The sequence below is a fragment of the Ruegeria sp. CDSA033 genome, from assembly GCF_059612305.1.
Genome location: NZ_JBXWQI010000013.1, coordinates 1 through 22828 on the forward strand (window position 1 = coordinate 1; position 22828 = coordinate 22828).

24 protein-coding genes are annotated in these 22828 nt (G+C 55.8%); 13 read left to right on the forward strand and 11 right to left on the reverse strand.

Features of this window, described 5'->3' with window-relative positions; all coding sequences use genetic code 11:
- On the forward strand, positions 1–456 hold a 456-nt coding region (locus AC2FLA_RS15880; RefSeq protein WP_496723431.1), incomplete at its 5' end, for a lysophospholipid acyltransferase family protein.
- A gap of 136 nt (positions 457–592) precedes the next feature.
- Here the strand turns inward: AC2FLA_RS15880 and AC2FLA_RS15885 are convergent.
- The 4 genes from AC2FLA_RS15885 to AC2FLA_RS15900 form a co-directional block, all read right to left on the reverse strand.
- Positions 593–913: a hypothetical protein gene (locus AC2FLA_RS15885; protein WP_496723433.1), complete on the reverse strand. Its 321-nt coding sequence runs from the start codon at positions 911–913 to the stop codon at positions 593–595.
- Positions 914–1079: 166 nt separating this feature from the next.
- Positions 1080–2312, reverse strand: a complete 1233-nt coding sequence (locus tag AC2FLA_RS15890) for a saccharopine dehydrogenase family protein (RefSeq protein ID WP_496723435.1) — start codon at positions 2310–2312, stop codon at positions 1080–1082.
- On the reverse strand, positions 2309–3010 hold the full coding sequence (locus AC2FLA_RS15895) for a DUF4166 domain-containing protein (RefSeq protein ID WP_496723437.1): 702 nt from the start codon (positions 3008–3010) through the stop codon (positions 2309–2311). Before AC2FLA_RS15895 ends, AC2FLA_RS15890 begins: the two co-directional genes overlap by 4 nt.
- Before the next feature lie 40 nt (positions 3011–3050).
- Positions 3051–3614: a GbsR/MarR family transcriptional regulator gene (locus AC2FLA_RS15900; RefSeq protein WP_496723439.1), complete on the reverse strand. Its 564-nt coding sequence runs from the start codon at positions 3612–3614 to the stop codon at positions 3051–3053.
- A gap of 666 nt (positions 3615–4280) precedes the next feature.
- Between AC2FLA_RS15900 and AC2FLA_RS15905 the strand changes: the two genes are divergently transcribed.
- From AC2FLA_RS15905 to AC2FLA_RS15925, 5 genes are read left to right on the forward strand one after another with little or no spacing between them, the layout of a single operon-like run.
- Positions 4281–5204, forward strand: a complete 924-nt coding sequence (locus AC2FLA_RS15905) for a hypothetical protein (protein WP_496723441.1) — start codon at positions 4281–4283, stop codon at positions 5202–5204.
- Positions 5201–6076 carry a ThiF family adenylyltransferase gene (locus tag AC2FLA_RS15910; RefSeq protein WP_496723443.1) on the forward strand — a complete coding sequence of 292 codons (876 nt, stop codon included), beginning with the start codon at positions 5201–5203 and terminating at the stop codon, positions 6074–6076. The genes AC2FLA_RS15905 and AC2FLA_RS15910 overlap by 4 nt, the downstream gene beginning before the upstream one ends.
- The gene (locus AC2FLA_RS15915) at positions 6073–7257 is read left to right on the forward strand and encodes a hypothetical protein (RefSeq protein WP_496723445.1); all 1185 of its coding nucleotides are present in this window, start codon (positions 6073–6075) and stop codon (positions 7255–7257) included. Before AC2FLA_RS15910 ends, AC2FLA_RS15915 begins: the two co-directional genes overlap by 4 nt.
- Entirely contained in the window at positions 7254–8360 is a 1107-nt protein-coding gene (locus AC2FLA_RS15920; protein ID WP_496723446.1) for a hypothetical protein, read from the forward strand. Before AC2FLA_RS15915 ends, AC2FLA_RS15920 begins: the two co-directional genes overlap by 4 nt.
- Entirely contained in the window at positions 8360–9334 is a 975-nt protein-coding gene (locus tag AC2FLA_RS15925) for a nitroreductase family protein (RefSeq protein ID WP_496723448.1), read from the forward strand. The genes AC2FLA_RS15920 and AC2FLA_RS15925 overlap by 1 nt, the downstream gene beginning before the upstream one ends.
- Here the strand turns inward: AC2FLA_RS15925 and AC2FLA_RS15930 are convergent.
- Both AC2FLA_RS15930 and AC2FLA_RS15935 read right to left on the reverse strand, forming a co-directional pair.
- A complete protein-coding gene (locus AC2FLA_RS15930; RefSeq protein WP_113790425.1) occupies positions 9331–9621 on the reverse strand; it encodes a YiaA/YiaB family inner membrane protein in 291 nt (96 codons plus the stop codon). The genes AC2FLA_RS15925 and AC2FLA_RS15930 overlap by 4 nt on opposite strands.
- 47 nt (positions 9622–9668) lie before the next feature.
- Positions 9669–10370, reverse strand: coding sequence for a PspA/IM30 family protein (locus tag AC2FLA_RS15935; protein ID WP_496723450.1), 702 nt, complete (start codon positions 10368–10370; stop codon positions 9669–9671).
- Positions 10371–10483: 113 nt separating this feature from the next.
- Here AC2FLA_RS15935 and AC2FLA_RS15940 point away from each other — a divergent pair, with 113 nt between their 5' ends.
- From AC2FLA_RS15940 to AC2FLA_RS15955, 4 genes are all read left to right on the forward strand, one after another.
- Positions 10484–11077, forward strand: a complete 594-nt coding sequence (locus AC2FLA_RS15940; protein WP_496723452.1) for a TetR/AcrR family transcriptional regulator — start codon at positions 10484–10486, stop codon at positions 11075–11077.
- 114 nt (positions 11078–11191) lie between these two features.
- Positions 11192–12181: a TRAP transporter substrate-binding protein gene (locus AC2FLA_RS15945; RefSeq protein WP_496723454.1), complete on the forward strand. Its 990-nt coding sequence runs from the start codon at positions 11192–11194 to the stop codon at positions 12179–12181.
- Between the two features lie 73 nt (positions 12182–12254).
- Positions 12255–12773 carry a TRAP transporter small permease gene (locus AC2FLA_RS15950; protein ID WP_496723456.1) on the forward strand — a complete coding sequence of 173 codons (519 nt, stop codon included), beginning with the start codon at positions 12255–12257 and terminating at the stop codon, positions 12771–12773.
- Positions 12774–12776: 3 nt separating this feature from the next.
- Positions 12777–14048 carry a TRAP transporter large permease gene (locus AC2FLA_RS15955; RefSeq protein WP_496723458.1) on the forward strand — a complete coding sequence of 424 codons (1272 nt, stop codon included), beginning with the start codon at positions 12777–12779 and terminating at the stop codon, positions 14046–14048.
- Between the two features lie 127 nt (positions 14049–14175).
- Here AC2FLA_RS15955 and AC2FLA_RS15960 read toward each other — a convergent pair whose 3' ends face one another.
- The 3 genes from AC2FLA_RS15960 to AC2FLA_RS15970 form a co-directional block, all read right to left on the reverse strand.
- A complete protein-coding gene (locus AC2FLA_RS15960) occupies positions 14176–14541 on the reverse strand; it encodes a cupin domain-containing protein (protein ID WP_058271378.1) in 366 nt (121 codons plus the stop codon).
- 73 nt (positions 14542–14614) lie between these two features.
- Positions 14615–16147 carry a phospholipase D family protein gene (locus tag AC2FLA_RS15965; protein WP_496723460.1) on the reverse strand — a complete coding sequence of 511 codons (1533 nt, stop codon included), beginning with the start codon at positions 16145–16147 and terminating at the stop codon, positions 14615–14617.
- Between the two features lie 287 nt (positions 16148–16434).
- On the reverse strand, positions 16435–16650 hold the full coding sequence (locus AC2FLA_RS15970) for a hypothetical protein (protein ID WP_108861834.1): 216 nt from the start codon (positions 16648–16650) through the stop codon (positions 16435–16437).
- 241 nt (positions 16651–16891) lie between these two features.
- Between AC2FLA_RS15970 and AC2FLA_RS15975 the strand changes: the two genes are divergently transcribed.
- Positions 16892–17821 carry an autotransporter domain-containing protein gene (locus AC2FLA_RS15975; RefSeq protein ID WP_222424386.1) on the forward strand — a complete coding sequence of 310 codons (930 nt, stop codon included), beginning with the start codon at positions 16892–16894 and terminating at the stop codon, positions 17819–17821.
- 67 nt (positions 17822–17888) lie between these two features.
- Here the strand turns inward: AC2FLA_RS15975 and AC2FLA_RS15980 are convergent, their stop codons facing one another.
- Positions 17889–18905, reverse strand: a complete 1017-nt coding sequence (locus AC2FLA_RS15980; RefSeq protein WP_282152749.1) for a Fe(3+) ABC transporter substrate-binding protein — start codon at positions 18903–18905, stop codon at positions 17889–17891.
- A 257-nt stretch (positions 18906–19162) separates the two neighbouring features.
- Here AC2FLA_RS15980 and AC2FLA_RS15985 point away from each other — a divergent pair, with 257 nt between their 5' ends.
- Both AC2FLA_RS15985 and AC2FLA_RS15990 read left to right on the forward strand, forming a co-directional pair.
- Positions 19163–19345, forward strand: a complete 183-nt coding sequence (locus tag AC2FLA_RS15985; protein ID WP_496723463.1) for a hypothetical protein — start codon at positions 19163–19165, stop codon at positions 19343–19345.
- Between the two features lie 176 nt (positions 19346–19521).
- A complete protein-coding gene (locus AC2FLA_RS15990) occupies positions 19522–20139 on the forward strand; it encodes a GNAT family N-acetyltransferase (RefSeq protein WP_496723465.1) in 618 nt (205 codons plus the stop codon).
- Positions 20140–20338: 199 nt separating this feature from the next.
- On the opposite strand, the gene infB is transcribed toward AC2FLA_RS15990, so the two are convergent.
- On the reverse strand, positions 20339–22822 hold the full coding sequence (gene infB, locus AC2FLA_RS15995; protein ID WP_496723467.1) for a translation initiation factor IF-2: 2484 nt from the start codon (positions 22820–22822) through the stop codon (positions 20339–20341).
- Positions 22823–22828: the final 6 nt, after the last annotated feature.

A 22828-nucleotide genomic window follows, 5' to 3' on the forward strand; every position in this document is an offset into this window, starting at 1 on the left:
CTCATGCATGTGGTGCCCGACACCAAATGGTTCACTTTCGCGGCGAAATCAGAGTTCTGGAACAGCAAACTCCTGCGCACTGGTTTTGATGGAGCGGGTCTCGTCCCTATCAACCGGGACTCCGGTTCAACGGCCATGGATACGCTGACGAAGGCTGTCAGGGAAATGCCTGCCCGTTGTTCCATTGTGCTATTCCCAGAAGGCACCCGGGCCAAAACAGAATCGCTAGGGAACTTTAAAGCGGGTGCTGTCTTAGTCGCCCGAGAAACCGGTCGCACGATCACCCCTATTGTCATCCACGACAGCGATAGTCTACTTCCACGCGGCAAACATTTTCCGCGCAGCGGGACGATCCGTGTGGAGGCATTGCCAACATTCGCGTGCGATCCTGCCGCTAGCGTGGATGAGGATCTGACGCGATTGCGCAGGCAGATGATGGCTGTGTTTGAGCGGTGACGTCTGTTTGACAGAGGTATGCAGAAATCGAGTTTGTTGAGTTTCGGCTACGCGTAGCGGCAGATAGCAGATTAGCGGAGCAGCTGTACTTGTCGGTGGGGTTTTCTCCAACGGGTATCGATATGCGAAGACCTAGTTAAGTCTCGTATTTCAGTATGCTCTTAGCCATTCTTATTTTTGGATGGGCTGCTTGGTATTGTCTCTGAACCCTCAGAAGAGAACGGACATTTAGCAGCAAGGCAATCGCTGGAACGTCAGCGCCGGCCTCTTTTGGTCGGCCGCTCAGTAACCTCATCCCGGCCAGACCCAAAATCAGCAGGACATAGACATACCCAAAAGATCCGTAGGCCGGGCTAAGCCAGCTTCGAACAAGCCATTGCAAAGGTTGCGCGGCCAGAATTGCAGAGGCAATCGCGAAGGCACTCCATGCCAGTGTATCTGCGGTCAAGTATTTCATGCCGCCAGAAGTGGCCGGCGAATGCGCAATTCCTCTGCCCAAGATGTGCAGATTTTGATGAGGTCCTCTTGGCTGAGGTCCTTGCTGCGATTGATATCTCGGCTGAAATACGAGGTGGCGGATCAGCCTGTCAGGCAAAGACACCATATTTTGAAGTACGTGAACTTTAGCGCGTATAGCGAAATGACATTTTTTTCACATTGTTATGAATCGAGTTCCCGCGCTTTAAAGGTGCGCCTGGATTTAGGCGCTGCCTGTCCGAATTGCCTGAGCGTTTGCTCTTTTGCACGTCGCCTCTTGGGTCAGTTGTGCTTTGATCCATCAAGTCGACGATCTCAGTACGAATTTCCAGATCTACCATAGCTCTCTCAACCAGGGGCCTTGTCAGCTCTGCCAGGCAGGGTCGCGCACCTGCATTCACGTTGTCATGTTCTCGCAGGATCGCGCGGCACATGATACCGGGAACAAAAGGACCGTGCCCCTTTTCCGCGATCAGCTTCCATTTTCGGGTCAGGCTCTGCCCGGCGCGCTTGCCGGAAACACTCACCTGCATACCGCCTCGGTCACTTCCGAAGGGATAAAGCGCTTTTGAAAGAACGTAGAGTGCAGAATAGGCAATGGCCGGTAATTCAAAGTGCCCGTACTGCCTGAGTTTAGCCAGCAGATGTAATGCCCAGTTCATCACCGGAAGTTCCAGACCTGCACGAAACATGACGCTCTTCGCGCCTGTCTTTTCCGGCAGCAGTGCGATGTCGGGAACGTCGACGCTGTATCCGGCGCGCCTCATGCCTGGCTCCAGCTCATACAACTTGCGATCCGTCCATCCGGTGGTTGTTTGCCAAGCACCATTGCGCCACACTTGATGCCGCCGTCCGACACCGCTTACAATACTCTTGATAACGGACATGCCTCGCGGTGCCCGGTTACCTGGGAGGATTGCGATGTCGATAACATCAACTTCATCCAGATCTTCGATCAAGTCTTCGACGATACAGGAGGACAGGCCGGGTACGCTGGATGCACCGGAAAGGGCAAAAACACCTGCGGTTGTTGCTTCGGTGTTCAAAGCACCAATACCCTTCGTAAACGCGACGCTATCCGACAGATCAAGATAGTGGCAGCCATGAGCGATACAGAGTTTCGGGACTTTGTACGGATCGTCACCATAGTGTTGGAATGGTCCTGCCGCATCAATCACAACGTCTGGCTTAACGTCGAAAACAGCCTCTGGTGCTTTGCCAATGTCCAATTTCAGGGTTTGCGCCCCGAGTTCCTGAGCCAGAGCGCGACCCTTTTCAGGGCGTCGCCCGGCCAGCCAAAGCTGATGCCCATCACGTGCCAGCAATCGGGCCGTCAGGGATCCGAAAACACCGTATCCGCCGATAATCACGACCTTCATGACGGGACACTCCCGATAACCTCGGCATCATGAAAGGTTGCGTCCTGCCAGATCAGCTGACCAAAAAGCGGATGCACCAGTTCCAGAGTGAACCGGAACTGCCCACCCCCAAGTTCTTCGTGGCCCACCACAAGCCCCCCTGGACAGACCCACCGTGGCAGAGGCAGTCGGTTTTGCCCCAGTTTCAGGAAGTAACGGTCGCTGACGAAATAGAGACCGTTCGCTGTGCTTTCGAGCTTTAGCGAGATGCCGATCCCAAAGCCGATATATTCTTCCAATCCGGTTGGCCCGGCAAAGCGTTTTGAGCTGCCGACCATCTGTGGAAACCCGGCCGCCCGACCATATTGCCGGATCCAAAATTGCCCGCCAGTTGCCGCATCTTCGGTGACGGTGACCACGGCGGATCGACCGACCGAGGTGCGATCAAACGGCAGCGGTGCCCCGATCACGCGCAGGGCAAGAGCCAGCGCACGCCCTGCGGGGTTCATCCTCATTTGGGTCACGCGGCCCTGATAGGCAAGGCTGGCATCCCCCAGCAGACGCTTGCTGAACCGGCGCTGAATTGCTTTGGGCAGGCGAGACCATGCCGAAGCCCCCAGCAAGTTCTTGAAGCGATCATCCAGACTGCTGACCGCATCGGATTGCGGTTGAGCCGGCTTCGGGCCCGGCGGCGCTATCTTTTTGCTAATTTCGATCATTCTGTTTTTTCCGTCAAAAGAGAAATTTCGGGACAAATTTTTAGCTGCTTTTTTTGCCTCCGGTGAAGCTGAGCAGGGAAACGACTTTGGTTCCCATTTTCATCAACATCACCAGTTTTGGACGGGGCACCGTAAGCATGTCGCTGAACCACGTATCGGCGGTTGCCAGAAACTCTTGCATGTCCTGCATGCGCCGCAACGCTGTTGGGTCAAGACTGCTTTCGGTTTCAGCCTGGGCCACGCAGGCGCGCAGGGCTTGTGTCGCCGGATCAATCTCGCGTTCCTTGCGCCCTTGGGCGATGCGGATCCCCAATTCCCAGACATCCACTTCGGCCTCATAATGCTCGCGCCGGTCGCCTGGCACCGGAATGCGACGAATAAGGCGCCAGCTCACCAATTCTTTGAGCGAGTTGGACACGTTGGATCGCGCAATACCCAACGACTCGGCGATCTGCTCGGCATTAAGGGGTTTGGAGCTAAGATAAAGTAGCGCGTGAATCTGCGCCACAGAGCGATTGACGCCCCATTGGTTGCCCATATCACCCCAATAGAGAATGAATTGGCTGGCAGCGTCAGATTTCGTTATGTCATAAATTTCTGTCATGACAGAAATATCAGACAAGATAGAGCGAAAATCAAGACCTTTGTTGATTCAATGAAAGCAAATCTCGGGCTGACGCGACGGCCCAATGTCCAAAGACGATCAAACAGCTGATTTAATGAGATTTCTCCTCACAGCATTCATGCAGCCGCTCAGCGTCAAAACCTGCGCCGGTAAATCTCAGGAATATGTATGGCAGCCATCAACAAAAAATGACATTGAAAGTAACCGACTTGGGCGTCGAAGAGCTGTATCAAGTGATCTTGAATGATAGGGTCAGGCGCGCAAAAGAATAACATGTGGATGCACCAGAACGCTCGCCTGATCAGATCGACCGGCTTGGAGCGCCCGCGGGTGACACGCAATCTGTGCAAGATTTGACGCGTTTCAAAACATCCCCGCCGACTTCCTTTGCCATCCTGCGGTACAAGTGGCGGCTATTTCGACCATCAGCTGATGGCGAAAAGAAAAGCTGGTTAGATGCAGGCGGAATTCAGGACTTGCGTCGAAAAGAAAAAAACCTGTTGATGACAAAATGATGCGACAGCAGGAAAAAGTTGACCTCAAGTATTGGCTTTTCCGAAACATAGTTCGGATCCGGAATTGAGCAGACATTAACGGGAACAGGAATTGTTAAGTGCCATAATCAACGCAGCTTCGCAGCGTTTCATGGATATTCGTCTGGGTATTCCTGGCGGATACCACGTACGCATTGTCGAACGCCCCGGCCTCTGGATGCCGAGCGAGGAGCTGGACAACCTGGTCGCGGATTTGCGGAGCGTGGCGTCGAAAACGCTGCCTGCCGGGGAACTGGCGTATGGCGTCTTCGCCGGGGATCGCGACCGGCTTGGGCATTCGGTAATCACTCTGATTTCGCGCCGGGATGACAATACGCCTGTTGCCTTCAATGCCTTGGCCCTGATGGATGTCGATCTCGGGCACCGGTCCGAACAGGTGTTGCATCTGGGATTGGTCATGGTTGATCCGGATCTTCGCAACCAGGGCTTCAGCTGGGTTCTCTATGGGCTGACCTGTGTTCTGCTCTTGTTTCGAAATGGTATGCGCCCGCTTTGGGTTTCGAATGTGACACAAGTCCCTGCAGTTGTGGGGCTGGTTGGCCAGGGCTTTGCCCATGTGTTTCCGACGGCACAGACAGGGCCGCAGAACCGACGCAGTCTTCTTCATCTGCATTTGGCGCGAAGTATCATGAAAGATCACCGCCATGTTTTCGGCGTCGGACCTGATGCAGGGTTTGACGAAGACCGCTTTGTGATCACCAACGCCTATACCGGCGGGTCGGATCATCTGAAGAAAACCTTCGAGGATGCGCCGAAACATCGGGATCAGGTCGTCAATGCGTTCTGTGAAAACCAGCTCGATTATGATCGGGGCGATGACATCCTGCAATTGGGGCAAATGGATATGCCGACCGCCCTGTCTTATGTCGGGCGCGAAGTTCCGCGCGGGTCCTTTGCTGCACTTGCCCTTGCCGTCATAGCCGCGGTCTTGCAGCGACTGGCGATGCCGCTTTGGCAATGGGCGGACACGCGGCACGAATTCGGCATCCTCAGGCCAAGAGAGCAGAATAAATGACGGAGTTTACCTATCAGGACTTCACCACCCGCAACCTCGGTTTTGTGTCCGGGGATGAACAATCACACCTGCGCAACGCCTGTGTGTTCGTCTGCGGCACCGGAGGAATGGGGGGCAGTGCGCTCATGACCCTGATCCGCGCCGGGGTAGGCCGGTTGATCCTGGCCGATTTGGATGCATTCGAAGTGTCCAACCTGAACCGACAGCTTTTTGCGACGCTAAAGACAGTCGATCAGGACAAAGCGCAGGCAACGCGGGATCAGTGCCTGCAAATCAATCCCGAAGCTGAGATTGAGGTGCTTGGTGCGGAATGGCCCGACTATGTGGATCGTCTGGTTCAAAGCGCGGATGTCGTGATCAATGGCACCGACGATCTTGGCGCCAGCTTGCTGCTATATCGCACAGCGCGGGCCAAAGGGCGCGCGGTGATCGATGCCTATGCGTCCCCGTTGCCGTCAGTTTATGTCACAACCGCCGACGACCCAATGCCCGAGGAGCGTCTGGGCTACACCACACGCGGCACCAGCTGGAACGCGCTGACCCCCGAGTTGCGGGATGCGGCGGCCAAAGCTGAGGCCGAATATGTGCTGACCCATTCCTCATCCCGGCATCACGTTGATCTGGCTCTGGCAGGTGAGGTGATTGCTGGAACCCGCAGCCGCATGTCCTTTGCGCCGATGGTCATCATGGCAGGGACATTGATGGGAGGAGAGGCGCTTCAGTCTGTTCTGGGCCGCCCGCACGGCGCGGATTATCGCGGTTGGTTTCTGAACCCACACACAGGCAAGGTTGAGCGGCCTTTACCGCGCTTTCTTGCCGCGCTGATGCGTCCGCTGGTTCGACGGCAGATGAACAGGTTGCTGGCGTCATGATGGATACTGCGGCTTTTCTGGCGGATGCCTGGGTTTCGCTCTGTGCGGCGCTGGGTGCGGCAACTGTGTTGCTGCGTCTTCAGGACCTGGTGCAGAGGCCGGAAATCGCCAAAAGGTTTCAATTCTGCTTGTGGGTCCTGGTCGTTCTGATGCTGGCGCGGATTGGTCACTGGGGCGGCTGGGGTTGGCTGTTTTCGGCGGTCACAAATATCTGCGCGGCACTGATACCTTTGGCTGCACTTGTTCTGTCCGAAGGGCTTTCGCGCCGCCACGCGCCGCCGGTGCTGAAACAATTCTGTGCTTGGGGGGGGATGATTTTCGGGCTGTTGGGTCTTTTCCAGTTTAGCAGTATCGAGATCACCCGGCTGGCCGGCCTGCTGCTGTTTCAACTGTTCGGTTTGGGTGGCGTCGCTCTGTTTGTGTTGCGGCGTGACAAAGACAGCCTTTCATCGGCGGAAAACAGAACCATCAATTGGATAAGCCTGTCCTTTCTGCTGATCCTGCCGTTTCTGGCAACAGATTTCATGCGAGGTACGACGCTTGACCTGCCGGTCAGGCTGGGTGGCGTGGCCGTGCTGGGACTGTGCTGGTTGTCGATCGGGATGAACCGTTCCGGATTGCGGCCGTGGGATACGCTGAGAGGTTTCGGCATCGTTATAGTCATGGCCGTTCTGCTACCGCTGATCTTTTCGGCGATCGTGCCGGTGGATATGCGGTCTGGCGTGCAGGTAATGGCGATCACTTTGTCCACGCTCATGCTATTGGCAATTTGGCAGGCAGCGATTGCCTTGCGGATTGAGGATCGCCAGCTGATCGCTCTGCGCGAGATTGCGGATGTCAAAGGGCAGGGACCACAAGCCAGCCTGACTTTGCTGCGCCGTGCTGCCGGATCTCCGGACGTGATACTAGTTGAAGAAGCAGATTTGATGGACATGAATCTTGATGATTTGCGCGCCAGCTTCACCACAACACCCGTGCAACAATTGGGGGCAACGGATGACGAACAGGTCAATTGGCTGTTCGCCCGTTTTGATGCGACCCATGCGGTGTTCCTGTCCGGCACCCCAATGCGGGTGGTCATGCTCAACAGCCCTGAAATCGCGACCCTGGACAGTACCGGTGCAGCCTTGCGCGCCGTACAGCGCATGGCGCGCGTCTTGGTACATGAGGGGGCAGTATGATTGAGCTGCTCGAAAGGGATTTTGCAAGTTTCTTCGCGGCCCCGTTTCACGCCTATGGTGCCGGCACTCCGTATGTGTCGCCGATGAAGGCAGATCTGAAACGTTTCCTGTCGATCAAGAATCCGTTGTTTTTCGATGCATCGGATTTCACCTATTTCTCGGTGAAACGCCAAGGCAAGCCTGTGGGTCGCATCACGGCCCATCTACATCGGGGGTCGAACGACCTGCATCATGAGGCGCGAGGATGCTTTGGCTTTTTCGATTGCGCAAATGATCCCGAGGCCGCTGCGCAATTGCTGCAGGCGGCGGAAAGCTGGTCCCGCGCGAAAGGCATGACCCGGTTGACCGGCAATTTCAACCTGACCGCGATGCAGCAGACCGGGATCATGACGGATGGTTTTGACCGGGCCCCTTTTACCGATCAGATCTGGGGGCCTGCACACCTGCCGCGGCTGCTTGAGGCGAATGGATATCAGCCACACTTTCCGATGACGACGTTCGCGCGGTGTCTGGACGCCAACCCGGCTCCGCAGGTTTTGCCCGACGAGCAGCGCGCGCAATTGTTAGAGCAAGGGTTCTCTTTCGCGCGTGTCACCCGTGCGACTATTGCCGAACGACTTGAAGACGCCCGTGCCATTCTGAACCGAAGCTTCAAAGACAATCCAATGTTTGTTCCGGTGACGGCTGAAGAGTTCCACTTTCAGGCCAAAGACATGAAATGGATCATGGACCCGCGGATTTCAAAGGTAGTGCATTATCGTGGTCAACCTGCGGGCGCGGTGATTGCCATTCCCGATCTCAACCCGTTGCTCCGGCGGATCGGATCGCGGTTGCGCCTGTCGCTGCCGTATCACTACCTTAAGTACAAGGCCCGCCGTGACCGCGCAGTGGTCATCTTTCAGGGCGTAATGCCCGAGTTTCAGGGACGTTCGGTCAATCCACTGATGCTGGGCGAGATGACACGGGACATGATCGCCGCCGGATACAAAACGGTTGGTGGCACGTGGATTGCTGACGAAAATGCGGTCAGTTTACGCCAAACCGAAAAGGCGGGTGCCGTGCCGCTGCACAGATTGCACCTGTTTTCCAAGGAGCTGACGTAGTGGATCGCGCAGAATTTGAAGCAATTGTTGCGCAGGCGATGCTTGCCCCTTCGGCGCATAACACGCAGCCAGCGCGATGGCGGCTGGATGGCGCGTGTATCGAGGTCCATGCCGATCTGTCACGGCGCCTGCCTATTGGTGATCCGGACGATCGTGATCTGGACGTCTCCTGTGGTGCGGCGGTCGAGGGCACGGTGTTGGCCATGGCGGCACGCGGAGTTGGTGCTGACGTAACCTTGTCGGAAGCGCCGGTCGAGGCGGGATTGCGCATAATTGCCCGCATTGTCCCCAAGACAACTGCCGATACCGGTGATGTTGTGCTGGCCAAGGAGGTTTCAAAACGTCTGACGCATCGAGCAGGTTTTATGCCTGCACCGCAAGAAGCCTTCCGGAATTGGCGCGCCGACCACATGACATTGGTCCAGGATGCGTCCCAGATCGAATGGCTTGCCGGGCAAATCGACATCGCCTCGGCCCGTGTTATGCGGTCCAGGGACTTTCGGTCCGAGTTGCTGTACTGGATGCGCTTGCGCGAGGGCGATCCCAACTACCACACCGACGGTCTGAACCGAGAGGTACTTGCTATGGATGCGGCTACTGCAAGGATTGCACCAACCATTCTGGGTGGCAGGCTTTATGATTTGTTATCGTTTCTGGGCCTTGGCCCGCACCTGTCGGGCGAGGCTGCCCGCAGCCGTGGAGCAGGTGCAATCGCACTGTTTCACTGGCCTGAAAATGGGTCGATGGTCGCCGCTGGCCGGGCGTTCTATCGGTCCTGGTTGCAAGCCACCGCATGCGGGTTGGTGGGTTGGCCTGCCGCGGCTTTGGCGGATGACCCACTTACACGCGCCGCTGTTTCGGATCGTTTTTCCATACCAGCCGACAGGGTTCTTTTTAACGCGTTAAGACTGGGGGTCGCCAACGGTGCCACCCCCAGTCGAACGCGCCTGACGGTGCGCGAGGTTATCGTTTAGGCGGCGATGTTCTCGCCCACCTCTTTCAGCAGCTTCTCGGTCTTTGCGTCTTCAATCCGATTGTGCAGACGTTGCGATTCCTCACGGTCGCGCAGGGTTTTTGTGATCGAAACGGTGGTATGTACCAACATCAACGCGGACATGGAGTAGAACCCTTTTGCCGCAAAGCTGGCTTCCAGAAAGTAGATGCCGCCGGCCATCATCGCTGCTGCGACAATAAACGAAATAATGGTGAACATGTTCCAGGCATTGGATTGCGGCAGGTTCAGGTTTTCTTCGGTATTCATGGATCAATTCCTTTCAGTTTCTCTGTTGGTTCAATTCGGTTTGGGCGTCAGCTCGATTTCGATTTATTGGATTTCTGGCCCTTCTTTTTCAGGCGGTCGAGAACGTCGTCAGCGTTTGACCGCAAAGGCTTACCGCACCCGGCTTCGGCCAACTTGTCGCGAATGTGCTCGGCCGAACCCGTTGCTTCCAGCTCGGTCATGGCGCGCGCGGTGGCGTCCATCTCGCTTTGACGCTCTTGCAAACGCTGCAAGGTGTCTTCCGCCTCGCGGAGTGTGGACAACCCACTGTCGGGCGCGACTTGCTGAAGGCGCTGCGTCTTGTCCGTGGCCGTGGCAAGGCGCTGACCACGCTGTAACTGCCTTAGCCGGGTTTCGGCCTCGCGCAGGACAGTGCGTAGGCGGCTGATCTCGGTTTCAAACCGGGCTTGCGCCTGCGTTGACACGTCACGCTCTGCCTCAAGATGGGCGATTGTCTCGGCTGCGTCCCGCGCAAGATCCTCGCGGTTTTGTTGTAAGGCAACCAGCGTGCGCGTTTCGAGATCTGCGATCTGTTGGGTCAACCTCTTGTGCTGTTTGATCTCTTGTTCGTTCTGCGCCATTGCGACGGCGACCGCCTTGCGCGACACCTGAATGGCATGGGCGCAATCCCGGATTTGCTGACGCAAAATGGGCAGAGCATGACGATCCGTAACAACGGTTGCCGCCTCAAAGGCCCGGCCTCTTAACAAAGTGGCAAACTGTTTGAACATCTTTGGCTCCTCGTTTATGAACATTGTTCATGAAGGGACTGTGCTATGATTCTGAACATCGTTCAATAATAAAAATGAACATTGTTCATAAATTCTGAGCTTGCGAGGATTAAGTGGCAGAAAGTAAAAGAGAAATTCTGAAGAAAAAGATCTTGGATGCAGCGGAAAAGCGTATTGAATCGCAAGGTTTGGCCGCGCTGCGCGCACGTGACATCACAAAAGATGCCGGGTGTGCGCTGGGCAGTCTTTATAATGCGTTTGAAGATCTGGACCTTCTGATACTGGCGGTGAACTCGCGCACACTGGCGCGTTTGCACGTCTCACTACAAAACGCCCCCGCATCGCAGGAGACACCCAAGGAAAAGCTGCTTGCACTTGCGTTGGCTTACCTGGATTTCGGTAACGAGAACCCAAACCTATGGGCCGCTTTATTCGATCACCGGATGCAGCCGGGCGTACCGGTCCCGCAATGGCACCTTGAGGAACACGCGGTGCTCATCGCCGAGATCATCGCTCCGTTATCGCAATTGAACCCTCAGTTGGACGACGACACCTTGGCTTCGCGTGCACGAACTGTGTTTTCTGCCGTGCACGGCATAGTAAAGCTATCGCTGGAAGGTCGGTTCGTCGCGTTGGACCCGGATGCGGTACAAGCTGAATTGTCCGAGTTCATGTCCCAATATCTGCAAGGGTATCAGCCAGGGTAGATTTTTCGATTTCCTGAATTTGGATGCATATGGAATTGACATTAATGCCATCGCATTGCGACGCTGCCAAACAAGTTAAGAAAGCGGAAAATCCGAATATTCGACGGAGGAATCATGCGTAACATGTTTAAGGCGGCGTTGGCTGCAACGCTCATCGTGTCGGCTCCGATCATGGTGCAGGCCGAAACAATCATCCGAGTCACGTTACAGTTGCCTGAGACCCATTCGCTTGGACAGAACTGGATCGCGTTCAAGGATATCGTTGAAGAGAAGTCCGGCGGTGAGCTAACGGTTCAACTGTTCCCGTCAGCGCAGCTTTACAAAGATAAGGAGGTTCCAGAAGCAGTGGGTACAGGCGCTGTCGAAGCCGGTTCGGCGTTTCTTGGCCGATTTACTGGGGCGGTCCCAGCGGTAGACGTTGTGAACCTGCCCTTCTTTTTCCGTGATGAAGACCATCTGCGGGCTGCCGTTGCCACTGGATCACCAATGCGCAACATACTGGATGCCGCTGTGCTTGAGGAAACCGGGGCCAAGGTTCTGTGGTGGCAGGCGTTTGGGCGTAATGTCTATTTGTCGAACGGGTCTGCCATCCGAACGCCCGCCGACCTCAAGGACCAAAAAGTCCGGACTTACGGCAAGGTGATTGGTTGGACCGTCGAGGCGCTTGGTGGCGCACCCACGTTGATGTCGGGGTCCAAACAGTTTCTGGCTTATCAGCAGGGTGCTGTCGATGTGGGAATGACAGGTGCGTCTGCCGTGAAGTCGCGAAAACTGCACGAAGTGATGGATCACATGACATTGTCATATGACAGTGCCATCGAATTTGTCGCCGTCATGAACAACGACTTTTTCGAAAGCCTTTCGCCTGAGCATCAGCAGATCATTCTGGACGCCGCCGCTGAGGTCGAACAGCAATTGCGTGACGCGATCTACGCAGAAGAAGATACAACGATCGACGAAATGCGCGGCCTAATGACCGTGGTCGACCTGACCGATGAAGAGCGTCAGCAATGGATTGAGGCGACCTCGAGCGTTTCTCAGCGTTTCGTCGATGACGCAGGCGATACCGCCGCCGAAGTGATTTCAGCCGTGTCCGGAATGTAATCCCTTCTTCATATTGTCAAAGCAAGCGGACATCCCAGGTTCGGTTGCTTCTTCTCTTGGCGAGGCGCCCCGAATGCTGCAAGCCCTGACCAGAACCGTCGATTGGCTGTCTGAACTCTTCGGTATTGTCGCCGGATGGATGTTCTTCGCCATAGGTATATTCGTGGCTTACGAGGTCTTCATGCGCTACGCGCTCACCAGCCCGACGGTCTGGGTGGATGAGGTCGCAAGGATCTTTCAGGTGTGGGCTACTTTTGGCGCGACAGCCTATGTTCTAAAGCACCGCCAGCACATCGTCATTGATTTGGCGTTCCGGGATGCGAACACGCTTAGGCGCCGGATTGTCGAGACGTTTTCGTTGCTTGTTATCGTGTTCTTCGGATGCGTCGCCGCACGGTATGGCTGGGACATCTGGCTGAAATCCACGCTCGCCGGGCACACGACGGACAGCTACCTTGCTGTACCCAAGGCCTATACTCAATCGGCGATCTGGGTTGGGTTTGGTTTGCTGTCACTTCAGGCTTTGGTGGAAATCTACCGGGTGTGGACGGGTCAGGCGAACCTGCAAAACCATGAACTTGGGGGTCACTGACCCTTGGAAACTATTCTGATCATCGGGGCCCTGCTGGGTTTACTGCTTTTGCGCGTGCCCGTCGCCTTTGCCATGGGCGCCTTCGGGGTTGTGCTGTTATGGCTGAAAGGGCTCCCTTTGATTGCCGTGCCGCAGCGCCTGTTCGGGACGATGGACAGTTTTGAGCTTTTGGCCGTGCCTTTGTTCCTGCTTATGTCAAACGTGCTGTTGAAAGGCGGCGTCGGACGGGATCTCTTTGCCAGCGTGCAGGCTTGGGTCGGGCATTGGCCCGGGGGATTGGGCGTAGCTACGATCAAAAGCTGCACGCTTTTTTCGGCGATTTCGGGATCCTCGGTGGCGACGGCGGCCACAATTGGCACCGTCGCCATCCCCGAGATGGAAAAGCGCGGCTATGATCGCCCGTTCATCTTGGGACAACTCGCCGCCGGAGGAACCCTGGGCATTCTGATCCCCCCATCGATACCGCTGATAATCTATGGCGTCATTACCGAGACTTCGATTCCAACGCTTTTCCTTGCCGGAATTGGACCTGGCTTGTTCCTTGCCACGCTCTTTATCATCTACGCCATGCTTTATGCGCGCGGCAAAAAGAGCTTAAAAGTCGAGCGCATGCCAATGAAACAACGGCTGCTGGTGACATTAAGTGCGCTTCCGACTGTCATCTTGGCTATAGCAATCATTGGATCAATCTATGCAGGAATAGCCACGCCATCAGAAAGCGCGGGCATCGGTTTCGTGATCGCGATGATCATGACGTTCGCGATGGGAAGAATGACCTTCGCAAAGTTGCAAGAAGCCGTGCATGATTCACTGATAACCACTGTGATGATTTTCATCATCGTCGCAGGGGTCAAGTTATTTTCTTACGCCATTACTTTGTATCTGATTCCGCAATCGATCAGCAGCTTTCTCACTGAAAACATCTCAAACCCGACGATTTTTATCTTCGCAGTCGGGCTCGTGTTGCTGATTATCGGCTTTTTCCTCGAAGCGCTGTCCATGATGTTGATTATGGTTCCGGTGCTCTTCCCTGCGCTTGAAGTCATGGGGATTGATCCGATCTGGTTCGGCATCTTTTTCGTCGTCCTGATCGAGACAGCGCTAATTACTCCGCCGGTCGGATTGAACCTGTTTGTCCTTCAAGCTGTCGGAAAGGCACGCCTTGAAGAGGTTATTCAAGGGGCCATCCCATTTGCGTTCATCATGTTAGCGACGGCCGTGCTGTTGTGGTTCTGGCAGGATTTGGCGCTTTGGATTCCTTACAAACTGTTCTGACGGCAAAAGCGGCGCACTCAATAGGTTCTTCCAAGCAGCCATAGCCGGCAACCTCCAGGTCGAAACGGTGCCATCCTCCGGTGAACGTTCCGTCTGGGGTTTCGTATACGGCCTCGGATCGCCGAAGTTACTCGAACTGAATTATGACGGCTTCAAAATCCTGATCGCTTGTGACCCTGGTGTGGTGACCCTTTCCCACCTTGTCTTCCATATGCCATACGTCGCCGGGGCCGATGTCACGATAGTTTCCATCACTTGCAGTGACGCGGATTGTGCCTGCAAGGCATATCAGCCTTTGCGCCACCGGGGTCGGATGGATCGGCTCGTTCCAACCGGATCGAAGCCGCAGAAACATTGTCTGTTTGACGCGTTCTGGCTCGGATACCTCGATGGCTTGCGCGGGCGGGGCGAAACTCCGTTCCTCGAGGTTGACGTCAATGTCATCCCAATGGCTTTCGCCAGCAGCATCGGCATAAAGCTTGTAATACTTCACAGTGAATGTCCTTTCAGCCTTTTGCAGCGGTAAACCTAAGAATGATCGGTCGCGTTAGTTGTTACCTGCGGGCCTAAAGCTGTGATCCGATCGGTAAAATACCCAGAAAACCAGAGACGATGTGATCCCAGACCGACCCTGTGGGCTCGGAATCGTATTCCAGTATTTCCCCGTCCGCTCCTCGTGTTCTCCATTTAAGCTGGCCTGCGTGTTCCAACGTCACCTGGTAGGTGTAGGCGGGCAGAGCCGCGTCCAATGCACCCATCGTTTGAACGGCCATCGCGGGAGAGTCGATCAGAATGCCCATTTCGGTATTAATGTTCACAGAACGCGGGTCCCAATTGAATGAGCCAACAAACAGGTAACGGTCGTCGATGGCAAAAGCCTTGGAATGCAGGCCGGACCGGGATTGCGCCCAGTTGATACCGCGACGCTGAACCTGATAGGCGTCTGGCCGCAATTCATAAAGCTCAACCCCACCGCGCAGCAACGCCCTGCGTTTCTTGGCGTAATGCGCATAGACCGGCACGACGTCGTTCGACCCTAAGGAATTGGTCACGACCTTGACGTCCACACCGCGATTTTCCAACTCGGTCATCCATCGGACGCCATTGTTGCGCGGCACGAAATAGGCCGAGATGATATTTACCTCGCTGCGGGCAATTTCAAAATACGGCAGCAATTGCGATGCAAGAATGGGGTCGGACGTTTCAACGCCCGCAGCTTTTGAAGGCGGGTCCGCATACAAACGCGCGGGGACCCAATTCAGCCGCAGCGCGCCGTCGGCAAAATTCTCTTGCGCGGATTTCCTGAGCGCAGCGCCGTACTGGGTCTGTTTTGCTTCCTCCACCAGCTCATTCAGCCTTGCGCGCGCATCGTTCAGGTCAAACGAACCCGGTTGTCCAACAATCACGCGTGCGGGAACGGCAAATTCACTGTTCCAATAAGAGTCAAAGCTCTGGGAAACTTCAGTCACGACTGGGCCTGCCGCCAGCACGTCCAGATCGGCATAGTTCATTTCTTCCCGGGCCAGGAAATATTCGGCCCCAATGTTGCGCCCCCCGACGATCGTGAAGATGTTGTCTGCGGTCATGGATTTATTGTGCATCCGGCGATTGATGCGTTTGAAGTCTGTCAGACCCGCAATCAGCAGGCTTTGATCCCGCCAAAAGGGATTGAACAGCCGGATCTCGATATTCTCGTGATAGTCCAGCGCTGCGGTCATAGCGTCGTAGCTGGACGTGTCCATGTCATCCAAAAGCAGCCGGACACGAACGCCCCTGTCTGCCGCCTGCAAAAGGCTGGCCGCAAACAGGTGGCCCGTGGGGTCATTGTGCAAAAGGTAGTACTGCGCGTCGATGGTATGCTCGGACGCAGCGGCCAGCAAAAGCCTTGAAACCAGCGCTTGTTCCCCATCACTGATCAGTTTTACCCCGGACCGCCCATCCTTGGGATCGCCAAGCCGGTTGGCCGCGCGCACCAGGGCGCTGTTTGCGGGGGTCGCAAAGGACGACGAAACAGATTTTTCATAGCTGCGCGTTTTGGGGGCGCATGCAGCAAGAGCCAGCGTACTGCACAGACAAACCACGATAGCCCATGGCTTCATCGACATTCTCCCCCCCGTTTCATCTCAGGTGACTACGCTTGTAGGGGTGATTGCAAGTTTGTTTCCGGATTCGCCGGGCCGTTTCCCAAGCCTGTGTTGTTTGGGCGAGACCCTAGAAGGTCCGGGCAGCGGTGTTCGCTGACCGCGTCGTTTTCAATTGAGGACGGAGTCTCGGATACCAAAGCTGGAGGAGTGTCGCGGGTTCTTGCAGGTCCGATAGGCCCCCTATTCTGATCATAAAGCACCTAACTGAGACATGGCACCGTCCCACAGATGGGCGACAAGCATCAGGTTCGGGGTTTGCGGCTCAGCAACCCGTATTTCATGGCCCAGGATCGGAATGAACGACGTTTGCGTTTTTCTGATTTCACTGCGCGCGTGGACTGTGCGCCGCCTTGCCGATTGAATTCGAACACATCAATCACCCTCTCGGCACAGCCGCAGGCTTCACCCATGCCAACTTTGGCAAAGTAGAACTTCTCGAAACTTTCCGGGTTTTTCATGACAAATCTCCTGACACGATTGAACCCGTTTCGGGGTAAAATACCAAATCACATTCGGGATGGTCGCTGAAAACGTCATCGCGACCGAGTGTTTCCAAAATACAAGTCCTCAGAATTCATGGCCGCGAATTCGTTGTTTTAGTTTTTCGTAAACAAAGACTGGGTTACGATCTGTCAAACGCATTGCGCGTCGATAACGATGTGCTTGGCAGTCGACAAAAACCGACAGGCGAACCCGCGATTGAAAAGACTTGTTGCGTACACATCGTTTTTGATCTGGAGTTTCGCCCAGCCTGCCACCGCGCAAAACCTTGATCCAGACGCCTCTGAAGCCGCCGCCCGCGCCGCGCTTGCGGTGCTGAGCGTCGCGGCCACACCGAACGAAACACTATCGTCCCTGTCCTTTCTGAGCGCATCTGGTGACGCGAGAAATCTGCGGTCCACGCAGCTGCGCGGCGGATTCAAACCGTTGGGCAATGGCCTTTATCTGGAAGGACAGTTTGCCTATCAGAACTATAACCCGCTGGTGATTTTTCCCGAGATTGGGTCTGATACCGAGCTGGATGTTACATGGTCAAGCATCGCCGCGACCCTTGGCGTCGGGTGGGAGCTTCCGCTTACCAATAACTGGTACATCCGGCCAGTTGCGCATCTGTCGCTTGGCCATGTCACCACGGATGCGGTGTTTTCCAATTTTCCGCTGTTTCCGTCCCGTTCGAACGGGGCAGGCGCAGTGGACGGTAACCTTAACGCCTTTGGTGTCGGGGCGTCCCTGAGCGTCTTTCGCGAGGCACAATTCGGCCGTTGGGAGGCCGAGTACAGGTTACGTCAGACGTTTTTAGAGTTCTATCCGATAAACGAACCGCAAGCGGGGGATGCCCGCGCAAATTCGAACCAGACGACGTTGTTTTCGCGCTACCGTTATCCACTTGATAAGGTCAAGCTGCTGGGGCGTCCGTCAAAACTGGTTTTGGACGGGGGTGTTGTGCTTTACCATGGCGACAGCGCGATGGTGTTGGATACGGATTGGCTGGCGACGGTAGGTGTCGGAATTGAGGTCGATACCACAAAGATCGGGCTGCCCGCCGTCGAGGGCGCGCGCGTCATGCTGAACGGCGTTATCGCCGATTCATTTTCCGGGTTTTCCGTTGGGTTTGGGGTGCGGTTCTGAACCCGCCACCAAATGAAAGGGCGCAGAAAACCCGCGCCCTTCATACTGCTCTGGTTTTTTGCCCAGATTATTTCCAGCCGGCTTCGTTAAAGATCTTTTGCGCCGTCGGCAGGTTTTCGGCAACGTCGGACAGGACGACCTCATCCGCTTTGAACTCACCCAGCGATTTCACCGAGTCTGCAAGTGCGACGCCTTCAACCGCGGGGAATTCGTCATTCCCGGCCGAGAAATATTGCTGGGCGCTGTCGCTTGCCAGATATTCGAGGAAGAGAACGGCATTCTCTTTGTTCGGTGCATTGGCAGCCACACCTGCACCGGACAGGTTCATATGCGCGCCATAGCTGTCCTGGTTCGGGAAGACCCAACCGATTGCGTCGATATCGGCCGAAACACCTTTGACATCTTTGCGGATTGCACGGGCAAAATAATAGGTGTTTGAAACCGCGATGTCGCATTCGCCAGATACGATACCCCGCAGCTGATCGGTGTCACCGCCCTGTGGTTCACGTGCCATGTTGGCCACGATGCCTTCGGCCCATGCCTTGGCGGCTTCGGGGCCTTCATGGGTGACGATCGAAGCCAACAAGGTCTGGTTATACGTATTGCTGGACGACCGGATGCAGACCTGACCCTTGTATTCGGGCTTGGCAAGATCGGCATATGTCGCCGGCGGGTTGGCGACGTTTTCCTTGTCGAAGAAAATGATGCGGCCACGCTGCGAGAAGCCGAACCATTCATTGTCGCTATCCTGAAGGTTGTTCGGGATGCGCTCTTCCAGAACGGCGCTTTCTATTGGTTGCAAAATGCCTGCATTCTTGGCCCGAGAAAGGCGCGAGGTGTCGACGGTCAGCAAAATATCCGCGGGCGAGTTCGCACCTTCGGCTTCCATCCGCGCGATCAGCTCGTCGGCTTTGCCTTCGATGCGGTTGATGGTGATGCCAGTGGCCTTTTCGAAATCACTGTACAGGTTTTCGTCGGTGTCATAGTGGCGCGAGGAATAAAGGTTCAACTCACCCTCGGCAGCGGCAGAAGTGGCAATCAGGGCCGACAATGCGGCGGCGAAGCAGGTAGAGGATTTGAGCATCATAACTCCCAACATTGAAATGTGCGGCGTAGTAATCCGACTGAAATTGTCAATTAAACGATTCCCGAGAGGATGCAAGGAAATCCGACAAAATTAGTTGGTCAAATGGTCGCTATTGTCCGGTGGGGGAAAAGTGCAGAATGTACGTTGCAGACAAAGGTGGTAAGTAGGACTGTTATGAGCCCAAAACCACGCACTGTTGGTGAGGAAGAAGCTTGTTGGGCTGTTGCCTGAACCCGCAGAAACCGGAACCAAAGATGGTGGACGGGCTCACCGGGGTCATAGCTTTTATTGAATCCGCCTTCGAAGCAGGCGATCCGATTGACGGGCTAATGGCCCTGCGTAAAGGCGGGCATTCGGTCAGTTTCGATTTGCTAAAAGGCATGCAGCACTTCGATATCATCATGCATCGAAGGACGGTTTCGCCGGCAAATCGGTAGTCAAAGGCATTGAAAATCAACTAATTTGGTATCATCGCCGGAAATTAACACAACCATTACAAACCTTACCTTTGTAGCCAAGCTTCGAACGCCCGGTTCGAGCCCAACGCAGTCATCCATCGTTGCTTGAGCAGGAAAATAATTTGCGCATTTGAGAACAAGTATTTGCGGCCCATATGCTAAAACTTGAGAATCGAGGTGGAACGACCAAAGGTAATTTCATGTTTAGATCATCAACCCGAAGTGAAGCAGAAAGTTTGTTAAGCGGACTTGCTCTTGGATTTTCTGCCGACCCATTCATGCGTTGGCTATATCCTGAACCTGCCGATTTCCTTACCCACTTCCCGCGAGTAATGGACTTCTTTGGCGGGCGTGCATTTGAACAGGCTAGCGCGTTTCGAAACGATGATTTCACTGCTGGCGCACTTTGGCTTCCGCCAAGCATTCACCCTGACGAAGAACGACTTGTCGCCTGTTTTGAGCAAACGGTCTCATCAGAAAAACATGATGCGTTGTTCGAAACCTTCGGGCAGATGGACAATTATCATCCCGATGAGGACTGCTGGCATTTAGCTTTTATTGCGGTCGATCCAATTCGCCAAGGAAAAGGGTTGGGGTCCGCGTTGCTTGAATGCTGCCTCAAACGTTGTGACGAAGATGGAAGACCTGCTTACTTGGAGTCGACAAACCCTACAAATCTATCGCTGTATAAGCGCTATGGTTTCCAAGAGATGGGTCTAATAAAAGCCGACCAAGCCCCACCCCTGTTTCCGATGTTTCGAGCCGCCCAATAGCGTAGATCAAACGGCTGTGTTGTCCGCACAGCCGACCTTGAAGTCAGACTCATCTCATAATTAGGCCAGGATTGTAAAACGCACCGTACTGACTGGGTTCAGAGAATCTCATACGCAGAATCAAAGGCTCGCAATCATTCACAAAAATAAAACAGCGGCCCGAGTGAGCCGCTGTTTTCTGTTTTACTGTACTACCGGATCAATCCAGCGTCCGGGTGACCTCTTCGCGTTCGAAGATTTCGATCACGTCGCCTGCACGGATATCGTCGTAGTTCTCGAACGCCATCCCGCATTCCTGACCTGACTGAACCTCGGCCACTTCGTCCTTGAAGCGCTTCAGCGTTTTCAGCGTGCCTTCGTGGATCACCACGTTGTCGCGCAGCAGGCGGACGCCTGCGGAACGACGCGCCACGCCTTCGGTGACCAGACAACCAGCAACCTTGCCGACGCCGGTAACCTTGAAGACTTCGCGGATCTCGGCGTAGCCGATGAACTTTTCGCGGATCTCGGCGCTCAGCAGGCCCGATGCGGCAGCTTTCACGTCATCGACCAGATCGTAGATCACCGAGTAGTAGCGGATTTCCACACCCTTCTGGTTCGCCGTGTTCCGCGCCGACGCATTGGCACGCACGTTGAAGCCCAGGATCGGCGCGCCGGATGCTTCCGCCAGGCCGACATCGGTTTCGGTAATCGCACCTACACCCGAGTGCAGTACGCGCACGCGCACCTCGTCGTTGCCGATCTTCTCCATCGCCTGAACGATGGCCTCAGCCGAGCCCTGAACGTCTGCTTTCATCAGAATTGGCAGTTCGTTGACGTTCTCGTCTTCCTTGGCTTTCTGCATCAGCTGCTCAAGGGTCGTTGCGGCGCCAGCGGCAGCGCGTTTGTCCTTGGCGGCCTGTTCGCGGTATTCGGCGATCTCGCGGGCCTGCGCTTCGGTCTCGGTCACGTTCAGAACGTCGCCAGCCTCGGGCGTGCCGTTCAGACCCAGAACCTCGACAGGAACCGAGGGGCCAGCTTCCTTGACGCGTTCACCCTTGTCATTGATCAGCGCACGGACTTTACCGTATTGCTCACCCACGACGAAGATATCGCCCTGACGCAGCGTGCCGTTCTGAACCAGAACAGTGGCGACGGGGCCGCGACCCACGTCCAGCTGCGCCTCGATCACGGCACCCTGGGCGGCGCGATTCGGGTTGGCTTTCAGCTCCAGAATCTCGGATTGCAGTGCGATGGCTTCCAGCAGCTCATCCAGACCCTGACCGGTGATGGCAGAGACTTCGACGTCCTGAACTTCACCCGACATTTTCTCGACGATGACTTCGTGCTGCAGCAGATCGGTGCGCACCTTGTCCGGATTCGCGCCTGGCTTGTCGACCTTGTTGATCGCCACGATCATCGGCACTCCGGCCGCTTTCGCGTGGTTGATCGCTTCGACCGTCTGCGGCATCACCGCGTCATCGGCGGCAACAACCAGAACCACGATATCCGTGACCTGAGCACCGCGCGAGCGCATCGAGGTAAAGGCCGCGTGGCCCGGCGTATCCAGGAAAGACAGCGTGGTGCCGCTATCGGTTGTCACCTGATAGGCACCGATGTGCTGGGTGATGCCACCCGCCTCGCCTGCCACAACCCGCGCATCGCGGATCGCATCCAGCAGCGAGGTTTTGCCGTGATCAACGTGACCCATGATGGTGATGACCGGCGGGCGCGATTTCAGATCTTTGTCGTCGTCTTCGACCTCTTTGATGACGTCCTCGACATCCGAATCAGAGACACGGGTCACTTTGTGACCGAATTCTTCGATGATCAGCTCGGCAGTATCGGCATCAATGGTCTGGTTCTGCGTGACCATCATGCCCATGTTCATCAGCGATTTGACAACGTCTGCCACACGCTCGGCCATACGGTTTGCCAGCTCGGACACCGTGATCGCTTCGGGCAGCTGCACGTCGCGGATCACCTTTTCGCGCTCGACAGTACCACCCATGGCTTTCTGACGCGCCCGCTCCTGCTTGCGCTTCATCGCCGCCATAGAGCGGTGACGATTACCTTCGCCGCCCGTGGCCTGACCCAATGTCAGCTTGCCGGACCGGCGGTTGTCATCACGGCCTTTGCCACGATTGCCGCGCTGTTCACGCTCGCGATCGTTTTTCCGCGGCGTTGCAGCCGGTGCTGGCTTGTTCGCCGGGCTGCGCGGAGCAGCCGCCTTAGGCTCTACCGGAGCAGCCGGAGCGGCAGCGCGTTGGGCCGCTATTTCAGCCTCTTTGCGCTTGCGATCTTCTTCTTCGGCCTTGGCACGTGCACGTTCTTCGGCCTCACGCTGTTCGCGTTCCTTGGCCTCTTGCTCCGCACGACGACGGGCGCGTTCTTCTTCACGCGCTTTTTCAGCTGCCTCGCGGGCGGCGGCCTCTTCAACCTCGCGGGCCTTGGCGGCCTGCAGCGCCTTCATCCGGCGGGCCATCTCCGCATCGGAAATCCCGGCAGGGCGGCGCGACGGATCACCCGAGGGCGTTGCTCCGCCACCCGGCTTGCCGGCACCCGGCTTGGGAACCACCACGCGCTTGCGTTTGGTCTCCACCACGACATTCTTGGTACGTCCGTGGCTGAAACTTTGTTTCACATTTCCGGGGCGTGCCCCGCCACGAAGACCCAATGTCTTTTTGCCGTCATTATCGCTCATAAAGCT